This is a genomic window from Treponema berlinense, from assembly GCF_052273165.1.
Classification (GTDB): Bacteria; Spirochaetota; Spirochaetia; order Treponematales; family Treponemataceae; genus Treponema_D; species Treponema_D berlinense_A.
In genome coordinates this window covers 47,688-58,949 of sequence record NZ_DAVZIU010000013.1, presented here as the reverse complement: position 1 = coordinate 58,949, position 11,262 = coordinate 47,688, and the positions used below count along the sequence as shown (strand labels likewise).

Annotated in this window: 14 protein-coding genes; all 14 read right to left on the bottom strand. The window is 29.0% G+C overall.

The genetic code is table 11. From position 1 onward, the window contains the following. On the bottom strand, window positions 1-164 hold a 164-nt coding region (locus tag ACT6XC_RS06120), incomplete at its 3' end, for a glycosyltransferase (protein WP_443741178.1). A 107-nt stretch (window positions 165-271) separates the two neighbouring features. After that, on the bottom strand, window positions 272-1,297 hold the full coding sequence (locus tag ACT6XC_RS06115; RefSeq protein ID WP_443741177.1) for an acyltransferase family protein: 1,026 nt from the start codon (window positions 1,295-1,297) through the stop codon (window positions 272-274). A gap of 20 nt (window positions 1,298-1,317) precedes the next feature. Next, window positions 1,318-2,433 carry an EpsG family protein gene (locus ACT6XC_RS06110; RefSeq protein ID WP_443741176.1) on the bottom strand — a complete coding sequence of 372 codons (1,116 nt, stop codon included), beginning with the start codon at window positions 2,431-2,433 and terminating at the stop codon, window positions 1,318-1,320. A gap of 19 nt (window positions 2,434-2,452) precedes the next feature. Continuing rightward, on the bottom strand, window positions 2,453-3,403 hold the full coding sequence (locus ACT6XC_RS06105) for a glycosyltransferase (protein ID WP_443741175.1): 951 nt from the start codon (window positions 3,401-3,403) through the stop codon (window positions 2,453-2,455). Continuing rightward, window positions 3,400-3,705, bottom strand: coding sequence for a hypothetical protein (locus ACT6XC_RS06100; protein WP_443741174.1), 306 nt, complete (start codon window positions 3,703-3,705; stop codon window positions 3,400-3,402). The genes ACT6XC_RS06105 and ACT6XC_RS06100 overlap by 4 nt, the downstream gene beginning before the upstream one ends. Next, window positions 3,699-4,370: a glycosyltransferase family 2 protein gene (locus ACT6XC_RS06095; protein ID WP_443741173.1), complete on the bottom strand. Its 672-nt coding sequence runs from the start codon at window positions 4,368-4,370 to the stop codon at window positions 3,699-3,701. Before ACT6XC_RS06095 ends, ACT6XC_RS06100 begins: the two co-directional genes overlap by 7 nt. Next, window positions 4,367-4,753 (bottom strand): polysaccharide pyruvyl transferase family protein, encoded by a 387-nt coding sequence (locus ACT6XC_RS06090; RefSeq protein WP_443741171.1) that lies wholly within the window; start codon window positions 4,751-4,753, stop codon window positions 4,367-4,369. Before ACT6XC_RS06090 ends, ACT6XC_RS06095 begins: the two co-directional genes overlap by 4 nt. Before the next feature lie 97 nt (window positions 4,754-4,850). Further along, the gene (locus ACT6XC_RS06085) at window positions 4,851-5,927 is read right to left on the bottom strand and encodes a hypothetical protein (protein ID WP_443741170.1); all 1,077 of its coding nucleotides are present in this window, start codon (window positions 5,925-5,927) and stop codon (window positions 4,851-4,853) included. Further along, a complete protein-coding gene (gene glf, locus ACT6XC_RS06080; protein ID WP_443741169.1) occupies window positions 5,924-7,045 on the bottom strand; it encodes a UDP-galactopyranose mutase in 1,122 nt (373 codons plus the stop codon). The genes ACT6XC_RS06085 and glf overlap by 4 nt, the downstream gene beginning before the upstream one ends. Window positions 7,046-7,057: 12 nt before the next feature. Next, the gene (locus ACT6XC_RS06075; RefSeq protein ID WP_443741168.1) at window positions 7,058-8,011 is read right to left on the bottom strand and encodes a hypothetical protein; all 954 of its coding nucleotides are present in this window, start codon (window positions 8,009-8,011) and stop codon (window positions 7,058-7,060) included. Continuing rightward, a complete protein-coding gene (locus ACT6XC_RS06070) occupies window positions 7,995-9,440 on the bottom strand; it encodes a flippase (RefSeq protein WP_443741167.1) in 1,446 nt (481 codons plus the stop codon). The genes ACT6XC_RS06075 and ACT6XC_RS06070 overlap by 17 nt, the downstream gene beginning before the upstream one ends. Then, the gene (locus tag ACT6XC_RS06065; RefSeq protein ID WP_443741166.1) at window positions 9,415-9,603 is read right to left on the bottom strand and encodes a hypothetical protein; all 189 of its coding nucleotides are present in this window, start codon (window positions 9,601-9,603) and stop codon (window positions 9,415-9,417) included. The genes ACT6XC_RS06070 and ACT6XC_RS06065 overlap by 26 nt, the downstream gene beginning before the upstream one ends. 532 nt (window positions 9,604-10,135) lie before the next feature. Next, window positions 10,136-10,651 carry a transcription termination/antitermination NusG family protein gene (locus tag ACT6XC_RS06060; RefSeq protein WP_443741165.1) on the bottom strand — a complete coding sequence of 172 codons (516 nt, stop codon included), beginning with the start codon at window positions 10,649-10,651 and terminating at the stop codon, window positions 10,136-10,138. A gap of 21 nt (window positions 10,652-10,672) precedes the next feature. Continuing rightward, window positions 10,673-11,230, bottom strand: coding sequence for a winged helix-turn-helix transcriptional regulator (locus ACT6XC_RS06055; RefSeq protein WP_443737918.1), 558 nt, complete (start codon window positions 11,228-11,230; stop codon window positions 10,673-10,675). Window positions 11,231-11,262 lie beyond the last annotated feature (32 nt).

The window sequence follows — 11,262 nt, the reverse complement described above, 5'->3', positions numbered from 1 at the left end:
TGATTAAAAACTTTTATTCTTTTATCTTGAATTGAATTAATAATTTCTAAAGTTTCATCAGTACTTCCATCATCAGAAATTATTAATTCATCTTCAGGATTCAACTGACATAAAATAGAGTCAATTTGTTGTTTTATAAATCGCTCACCATTGTAGGTGGCCATGCAAACTGATATCATAATTTACTACTTACCTTTTCTAATTAGACTTATTTTTTGTAAACATAACTTTTTAATTTCATTTATGAATACTGGCAGAAAAATACCTATTATTAGATATCCCCCCCCCCGAATACATACTTATAGTTATCAAGCGAATTTGCAAAAGTTGGAAATGAAGAAGTCAGTGAATCAGCAAAATTAAAAATTTTAACATAAAATAAATTCATGATTTTGAAGGCTAAGAGATGCAAAACTACTATCGATAAAGTGTTTTTTCCGATAAGCAGCATTATTTTCTGTATTTTATCCAAATAACAAACGAATACAGAAACTGAAAACAACATAAAAAAACCTGCTATTGAAGCCATTAAAAAAAAGATAGGATTAGTAAAGTTCCCTCTATCAATATTAACACTTCCAAAATTATTTAAAATAAGTAAAATACACAAACTAATACAAATAGTTAAAAAACCGAATAAAATTGACTTTTTTATCTTAAATAAGCATGCTTGTTTTTCCTTTAAAATATTTCCAATCGAAAAACAAAAATAGCCAAGTATAAAATTTGAAACAAAATTGAAAATTGAAGGATTACTTATTCTATGCCCAAAATAATATAATGAAATTAAAAAAATAGAAGAAATTATAAATTGAATTAAAGAATTATTTATAATTTTAAATTTCAAAGTTATATAATTAAAAAAACAATAGAATATTGAAATAAAAAAAAGAACTCTTAAAAACCATGTCGCTCCACCTAACTGAGTCCCCCGTGAAAATAATAAAGCCCTAATACAATCATTTATTATTTCTTGGTTTGACAGATATGGGCAAACATTTTCATCATAAAACCCAATTTTTATAAAAACATTATTCAATAGTGTAAATACAACAGCACATATAACATATGGAAAATATAGTGTCATAATCTTTTTCTTTAAAAAAAACAGAACACTTTTAATATCACTAGCATATTTATCCTTATAGACAAATCCTGAGCAAATAAAAAAAACAGCCATATGAAATAAATACAAAAATTTTGTACCCGGTAATCCTACATGCCCCCAAACCATTATTATTATGGCTAAAGCTTTTATAATATCTATTTCATTAATCCTAGTGTTTGAAAAATCCATACACACTCCCTCTGAATAATCTAAAAAGAATGATTTGAAAACAAATCAAAATTCAAACTTATTTTATAAAATTCAGTTGTATCAGAACCATTAATCCACTTTGGAACTGCTAAAACAAATATAAAAAACAATCCCATTAAAAAAAGTATTTCTTTAATTTTTAATTTTTTTAAATTGTTTCGTTTTATATTTTCTAATACAGTTGGTAGAATAATAAGTTGCATTTGCGAATAATAATAAAAAACCCTCGTTAAATTCATATTAACCGAAGATAAGAATTCGCCAACTAAACCAAAATAGAAAATCGTAAAATACAAATTATTTTTTTCATTTTGATTTTTATAATCCAATAAAAGAGGCAATAAACACATATAAGCAATTCCTCTAAGTCTAACCCCCATACCACTGCCTAAAGGAATTTTTCTATCTAAAACTTTAGTAACAATTTTTACTTTCTCTCCAAAAACTAATGATAAAGGCATTAAAAAAGCATCTATAATCAAATCAAATAGTCTATCGAAAAATAAAATCAAAATACAAATTATCAGATAATAAATAAATTTAGGAATTTTAATCTTTTTTGTAATATTCAATACCGGAATCAAAAAAATACTTAAAACAGAAGATACATGAAAACCTGTTGCTATCAAAGAAATTATTATCCAAGATAAATATTTTTTTTTACTAAAAAAATATATTGAAAATAATATAAAACTCATAGCAATTGCTTGCCTTGATAAATTCAAGTACAAGTTTATATAAATTAAAAAAAATAAAATAAATCCCCAAAATACATTAACATCTTCTTTTTCAAAAGTTAGTATAAGGAAATATATTTCTAAAAAGGCTATTAAAGCAAATAATAATTGATAGGGTGCGTCTAATAACCTTAAAAATTGATTTAGTAAAACATATAATTTTTCACATCGTAGTAAATCCGCACCTTGGTAAAAATACATATGCAAATATGTTTCTTGATCTGTACCAAAATTTACTCTAACACCCAATATAAAAACAAAAATTGAAATAAAAATAATAATCAACAGGTTTTTAGTATAATTCTTATATTTATTTCCAACAAAAGTAAACAGAGAACAATAAATTAAAAATAAAGGAAAAAAAAGAATACTCTGCATTTTTATTTTACAAGAAGTGTTAACATTCCAAATATATTTTATTTAATTGTTTATAAATATTTTCCCAACTAAAAGCCTTTGAGTAATCAATAATTTTTTCTGATTTCTTTGCTTTTGAAATATGTGTAAAAATATTAATTAAATCAGTCCAATTTTCATATAAATAATTATTTGTAGAATCTGCATAATCCTCAATTCCGTCAATTTTAGGAAGAATTGAAATCACTCCAAGGTTTTGTGCTTCCAATAAGGCATTATTAGCTGTTGCAAATGTTAATGGCAAAAAATTGTAATCACAATCAGTTAACAATGAATAATATTCATCATCACTTAAACGAGGACAAACTGTGATATTTTTTAAGTTTTTTAGTATTTCTTTTCTTTCTGAAGACTGCCCAACTGCAAAAAAATGAATATTTACATTTTCTTTTTCAAGATATTCTGCAACTTTGTAAAAAGTATCAAAATCTCTATAATTCATTCCAGAATAAAAGATATTGATTTTCGAATTATCAATACTCGATTTTAAATAATTGAATTCTGGCTTATTAAACCCATGTGGAACAAAACATGCATTTACTCCTAGTTTTCTTAAGTTTTTTTCTTCCGATGAACTTAATACTATTACAACTTTATAAGTTTTTAAGATATTTATTTTTTTTTCGGAAAAATCTTCTGATTTCATATGAACGGTTGCAACAAATTTGCTTGTTGCTTTATCACAGATTTTATTAAAAAGCATAAAATCTGAATAAAAATAATGTACAACATCAAATTTTTTAGATTTAAGCCTTGCAATTAAATCCAAAACAATTAAGTTAATTTTTTTTCCTTTTTTTCCAACAGGAATAAAACCAAACGGTAATTTTGCTGCATCCAAATATTCAGCTCCAGGATTGTTTACAATATAATCATACCCTCCGAACTTTGAATGCCTTGAATCCCTATAACCAGCATATAAAACTTTCATTTTTTATAACTACCTTTAATAAAATTATTTATATCAATAAATAAATCAGCAAAATAAAACATTTTCTTTGAAATAAACTTCAATAATATCTTCATGCTTTTATTAAACTTATCTTCATATAATCTGATATTTTGAATCTCGCTGTCATCAAATATGATTTTCCAATTTCGTTTTCTTTTTGGTAAGGACTTTATATAAAACAGTTTTGTCCATAAAATTCGGTAATCCATCCAATACTTATATTTATCGTATAATTTTTCGTCATGCAATATTTCTTTAACTTTATTGATAGCTTCTAACATTGACATTGTTTTGGAAGAATCGATTTTTTGGCAAACAGAAGATTCATTAAAACAGTTATAATGATATAAATATTTGTTAATATACCCCCCCCAACACTTTTGCATAATAACTGAATTTTAAAAAGAAAATCTTCCCAAAAAAAAATTTCTTTATCAAACCGTATTTTTTTTATTAAGGAATTTTTTGCAAAAAAACTCCAAGGACCACCACGATATTCTTGTGTTAAATATTTTGGTATAAAATTATGTGGTATAAGATTTTCATCAATTGGTTCATAAATATTTTTAGAATAATTTTTAAATTCATCTACTATGTTAAAAAAAACTAAATCGCAATTTCCTTCATTTTTATTTTCAAGTTCCTGTAAATAGTTTTCTTCCACCCAATCATCACTATCCACAAAGCAAACCCACTCACCTTTTGCAACATCTAGTCCTGCATTTCTTGCAGCACTTACTCCGGCGTTTTTCTGATGAACTACAATAAATCTTGCGTCATCTTTGGCATATTCATCACAAATTGCACCGCTATTATCCGGGCTTCCGTCATCTATCAAAATACATTCAAAATCTTTAAAAGTCTGGTCTTTTATACTATCCAAACAGCGACATATATATTTTTCTACATTGTAAACAGGAACAATTATTGAAACTAAGGGACTCACTTCAACTCCTCCAAAAACTTTTTCGATACATTGACATCTTTGGCAACGAATTCTTTCTCTACAACGCTAAAATCATCTGTCAGAAATCTTTGCTCAATTCCACGCAATTTGAACAAAGAATCAAACCTTACATTCATGCCAGTGTGAATTCCGCATAAAGGTATAACGGCAAATTTTGTACCAAAAATTGTACAAAAAACACCGCAATGAAAACTATTTGTAATAACATACTCGGCATTGTCAACCAAATATAGCCATTCAGGTATTGTTGCAAAAAATTTCTGTCTGTTATCTACTACACCGTTGCCTGTAACATAAACAACTTCGAGTTTTTTGGATTTTGCAAAATCTGTAAGAATCAGAAGCCAGCGAAAGCAAATCAACAAGAATATTCAAAGTCGTTGTCTTTCCTCTATTTGCGGCGCCCCACAATCCAAAATTTTTTTTTCATTTTTTACCACCAAAACTAAAATTACATTGTTATTTTTCACCAGCATTTATATCTGCTTCTGCTTTTTCAAGAGCAGATTCTAAAAAAAGTCCTCTTAAAAGACTTGAGGAAAGCCTTTCAAGATTTTTCTGGAATTCAGCATATTGATTTTCCGTTATATGACTGATTTTTTCTTCCAGTTCAAAAAGATTTTTCACAGTAAAACCAATTTTTTCATTCACGACAAAATCTGCCAATGCCGCTTCTTCCCAAATAATCACAGGAAGCCGGCTGATTATTGACAAAGAAACTTTATGGGGATTATTATAGCGCAAATAATTTCCAATCAGACCGGAACAAGTTTTAAGACTGTCTCCATCCCATACAAGAGAATAGTTTCCGTTCAGTTTATACGGCAGTTCATCTGGCTTAAAGCAACCTGCGTACTCTATATTTTTAGATAAGAGAGAAGTTGGATTGTCAGCAACTCCATACAGACGGATTGATATGTTTTTAAGATTTATTGCTTTTAAATTTTTGCAAAACAAAGATTTTCTTAAATTTCCTGCAAATACAACTGTATTTCCATTTAAATGTGCAGAGACAGGGAAGCGGGAATCAAGCAAATAGTCAAAAACTTTCAAATTTACAATTCTTTTTGAATCAATTCCTATTTCTTCAAGGACTTCCGTCATTTTTTGGTTGTGAGAAATTATATTTTTCGCTTTAAAAAGAATTCTGAAACCTATTTTTTGTTTTAGTCCGTATTTTCCTCCAAAACGCAAAAAATCTAAATCATGTAATAGAATAATAGTTCGGAGATGTTTAAATGATGCAATGTATGAAAATAAAATAGATATTCTGCCTAAATAATAAAGCGGAAATTGAACGGCTATAATAGAATGACGAGGAATTTTGCATAACCTAAAAAAAACAGAAATATAAAAATGTACTTTTGAAAAAAAAGTTTTTCCAAGCTGATAATTTATAGGATAACTCTTATAACCTCGCCTTAAAAATATTTCCCTTGCGTCAATTCTTGCCTTACAGCCAGCATCCTTACTACTCGGAATATAATCATCAAGAAAATATATTTGCTCTTTCTCATTCTTTATTTTCTTTTTCATCGTTCTCCTCCCATCTCCGTCTCTGTGTCTTCCATCGCTTTCGCAATCACATCGTCCATGTCATAATACTTGTACTCCGCAAGGCGACCGCCGAAAATCACGTTGGATTCCGCGTCTGCAAGTTCTTTGTACTTTTTGTAAAGGCCAGCGTTTTTCTCATCGTTCACTGGATAGAAGGGTTCGACTCCCTCGTGCCATTCTGTTGAGTATTCCTTTGAAATCACGGTCTTTGCCTGTGAATACGCCGGATTTTCAGGCTCGAAGTGCTTGTGCTCGATAATTCTAGTGAACGGTTCGTCATGGCTTGTGTAGTTCACAACAGCATTTCCCTGAAAATTCTGCATATCGAGCGTTTCTGTCTCAAAGCGGACGGTGCGGTATTCTAGCTTTCCAAATTTATAATCAAAAAACTCATCGATTTTTCCAGTAAAAACAATTTTTTCTGCTAAACTTTCAAAATATTTTCTGTCAGAAAAAAAGTCAGTTTCAGTTTTAACTTCAATTCCAGAAAACAAACCTTCAATCAATTTGTTATAACCACCGATTGGAATTCCCTGAAAAGAATCGTTAAAATAATTGTTGTCAAAAGTAAATCGAACAGGAAGCCGTTTAATTATAAATGTCGGAAGTTCTGTGCATTTTCTTCCCCATTGTTTTTCTGTGTATTCTTTTACAAGAGTTTCGTAAATATCGCGACCAACTAAACTAATTGCCTGTTCTTCTAAATTTTTTGGCTCTGTAATTCCACTAGATTTTTTTTGATCTTCAATTTTTGCCTTTGCTTCGTCCGGAGTTGTAACGCCCCACATTTGGTAAAAAGTATTCATATTAAATGGAAGATTAAAAAGTTTTCCGTGGAAGTTTGCAACCGGCGAATTTGTGTATCGATTAAATTCAACAAAACTGTTTACAAAATCCCAGACTTTTTTGTTTGAAGTGTGGAAGATATGAGCTCCGTATTTATGAACATTTATTCCTTCTATATTTTGGCAATAAACATTTCCACCAATGTGATTCCTTTTGTCAATTACAAGGCACTTTTTACCAGCCTTGTTTGCAAGATAAGCAAAAGTTGCACCGTAAAGACCTGAACCTACTATTAAATAATCGTAAATCACGCTTTTCTCCTTTTATTCTTCTTTAATGTCAAAAATTTCTTTATTTTCTAAAAAATATTCTTTCATTCCTTGATTTTGTTTTCCAAAACTTAAATGACCAACGCAAGAAGTTTCAGAAACAATAATTGCTTTTGAAGATGTTGTTGCAAGATTGCATAAAAAAACTTCGTCGCTTCCCATTCCATTACCTTTGTAAACTGGAAAAAATCCAACTTCTTCTAATGTTTTACGCTCTAAAAAAATTGCACCGATTGAAAAACGAATTGGACAGATTAGATACCCCCCCCCGATTTTTCTTAAGCGTTTATTTAACTCATCAATTTGTGGAACAAAATTTTTCTTACCCCAAAAAAATTTTGCAACTTCAAGATTATTCTCAATTTGCATCCAAGAACCTGCAGAAACTCTTGGTTCTTCAAAATGCTTTTTATATTCTTCAATTAAATTAAGTTTTTCTAAAATTTTTGAATAACCAAATCCATTTATTGGAATTAAAGGAGCTGTAAAACAAGGAAAATATTTTTCTTTTGATTCTTCATGAATTTTTGGAAGATTTGTAAAAAAATCCTTTGTAACAAAAATATCTTCATCAAGTTTAAAAATATTTTTTGCAGATGAAAAATTTTTAATTGCAGTATTTAAAGCAAGACAAACATTATTTTTTTTAGTTTGTAAATAAGACCAAGAATTTTTTTGTGCAATTTCTAAAAGTTCTTTGCTAAAAATTCCACTTGAAACAATGCAAATATCAATATTTTTCGGACAAAAAGCTTTAATTCGTTTAAAAACAATTTCCCAAGTAAAACTTTTATAACCTGCAAGAATAAAACAAGCTGTTTCTTGATTTCTTGAATTATTTAAAAAGAATTTTGGTTTTGCAAAACTTGGGCATTTTCCGAATCTAAAATATCTGTAAAAAATTTTTAAAGGTTTTAAAACTTTTAATTTTCTAATTCTGTTTAACATTTTTTCTTTCTCCTAAAACTTTTAGTAAAAATTCATTTTTTAAAATTAAAAGAACAATTACATAACTTATAATTCCGATTAAAATTCCACATAAAACAGAAATTAAATTTGAAGTAGTTTTTGATGAAATAAAATAAACTGCAAAACTCATAAAAATTGTTGCAATTAAACATTGAACAAAATGAATTGCAATTTTTTTCCAATCAAAATATTTTCTTGCTAAAATTAATTGAATTAAAGTTACAACGCTTTCTGCTATTAAAGTTGCAATTGCCGCTCCTGTTGCTCCGTATTTTGGAATTAAAATTGAATTAAAAATCACATTTACACCACAGCCACAAATAACTGAAATTAAAGTTAATTTTTCTTTTCTAAGTGGCATAAAAATCTGAATTCCAATTAATCCGCTTAAAGCAATAATTAAAATAATTGGATTCATAATTCTCATTGCATTTAAAGCCGGCAAAAATTGTTCACCTGAAAAAAGTAAAATCACTTGTTTTGAAAGAACGCCTAAACCTGCGGCACAAGGTAATGCTAAAATTATTAAAAAGTTTATTCCTTTTTGAGTTAGATTTTTAAAAGATGATTTGTCGTCTAATTCTGCATAATACGAAAGTCTCGGAAGTAAAACTGCTCCAACTGAATTTACAAGCATTAAAACAAGTTTATTGATTTTTGTTGCAGCGTTATAAAATCCAACTTCGCTATCGCCTTTTAAAAATCCAAGCATTATTGAATCTAAAACTGTATAAATGCTAACGGCAACGCTCATTGCAAAAAGTGTAAAAATCGGTTTTAAATGTTTTTTTAATTCAAGGCAAATTTTTTCTTTTAAATCTAAAAATTTTCTAGCATGAAAAAAGTTTAAAATATTTGAACCAACGCTAGAAACTACAGAAACTGCAGCATATTGCAAAATATCATCAGATTTTCGGACTAAAGTAAAAAGCAAAACAGCACTTAAAAATTGAAAAACAATTGAACGAATTGTAATGTAAAAATATTCTTCTTTTGCTGAATAAAGCCAATCCATTCCCAAAGTTGTAAAAAGAATTGTTGATGAACAAACTATTAAAATATTTCTGTATTCTTCAAATTTTGGAACTAAAAAAAGTGATGTAAATAGAAGAAAATATGCAAAAACTGTAGAAATTAAATTGATTGAAAAAACTTCTTTTACAAATTTAGTCAAAACTGTTTTATCATCACGGATTTTCGCAGCTTCTCTAATTCCGTAAGTTCCAATTCCCAAAGCCGCAATCATTGCAAAATTAGAAATTATCGACTGTGCAAAATGCACTTTTCCAGTTCCAACCGGTCCTAAAACTCTCGAAGAATAAGGAAATGTTACAAGCGGAAAAATCAGAGAAAATAAAGTTTTTATTATATTTAAAGTTGCATTAACTTTTACGGAATGTGTTTTCATTTGCAGCGTAAGATTTTATTATTTGAGGTCTTAAAACAGTGCTAAAATTCTGAGCAAAACTTAAAACTGCAGCATTTACTTGCATTGCTACAGCTCGTAAAGCATTTATTAAAGGACCAAAAAAGAGATTTAATAAAATTGTTAATCCTTGATTTCTAACCATACTTGCAAAAGAACCAAATATAATTACGGTATCTATTTCTGGTTTTTGAGAAAAATAATCAATTAATTTGTTTTTAATTTCTACAAATTAATTCATATTGATTAGTTCTATTATACTATCTAATCCGTAAAAACTGTAAATGTAATACAATTTTTTTACATTTGTTTTACACTGTGGGTTTGCATAGTTCCGTTCAAAATCTGCAATAATATATTAATAGAAAATCCAAAAAAAAGAGAATTATTCTCTTTAATTAATGGGATAAAAGAAATGACAAAAAAAATCAGCCTGTCTTACATTTTTCTGCAACATCTACACACCTTCTCCCTTTCTGATAAGCTGATTTTTCTTAAATCAAACTTCCATAGCAGAACAGTTCTCTCCCTGTTGTTCCCGGAGTATGTAAACATTGCACTTATTTATGGACCTAACGCCCCTCGTAAACAGACTGCAATTTGATATGAATACGATTTTATTATGCAAAGTTCTATCTGTCAATATGTTCAGAAATAAAACAATCCACGATGCTCACCTACTTTTTGATCATCTGAACGCACTCAAATGCCAAATCTATTTTCTTTCCATCTGGATTTAAGGTTGTAATTATCGTAACTCTGCCTCGTTTTTTATTTACTTTGTAAATTTTACCTTCCAATCCCATAAGGGGACCAGAAATTACCCGAATGTTTTTTTCTGGCATAAATTCAACTTTTGAAATACCCCAATGCTCACCATTTCCGATAAAAAATCTCAATTCTTCCAGCTGTGTTCCTAAAATTTCTATGGGATTTATATTATCAAGGAGAATTCTTATAAAACCGTCAATTTTTTTTAAGATTTGCATAATTTTAGGTGTCAGACTTTCTGTCTGAAAGAACAAGTATCCTGGAAAAAGAGGTTTTTCATACAGTTTTCCCTGATTGGTTTTTAACGTTCTCTGAAAATAATACAGTTCCGCCGTACAAGCCTGCTCACAAAATGCCTTCTGCGCCTTTTTTTTAAATTCTTCCTCTTCGCCGGTTCTTACCATTAAGCAATAGTATTCCATAAAACTCCCTGTACAAAAAACCTAAAAAATCTTATCTTCGGACGAGTTTGACTGTATCAATTCCAGAATATCCGTACAACCCGCCTTTAAAAGTTTTTCTTTTGTTTCTTTATCATTCATTTCACCAGCAATGGCGTATTCGTTATTTTCTATCTCAGGCTCTTTTAATTCAGAAATTTTTTCAAATTCAATTTTATTTTTTGAACAGGCGTATTCCAGAAGGAACTTTACATAGCTTTCTCCGTAAAGCACAACCTTCGTTTTTCCCTGCTTTTTTGCAAGGGCTACTTCGTCTGTCATTATTTGATTATACGAATTTGCAATTTTAAAAGTTTTTTCTACAAAATTCTTTCCGCGTTCACGAAGTTCCCTCATTCCTTCGTTTGTCAAAGCATAAGCGAATTTTCTTTTATTCACGTTTGTAAGCATTATCCAGCCACGTTCGGCAAAACGTCCCAAAATCGCATTCATCATACCCAATGACACATTTGTTTTTTTTGCCAAAACCCGCTGACTTGCGTTCGGATCTTCTTTGAGCGTATTAGAGATAAGCTGTAATGTAGCAAGGTCTTGTTCCATAATTTTTCTCCGCGAACAAATTTTCCAAGCCT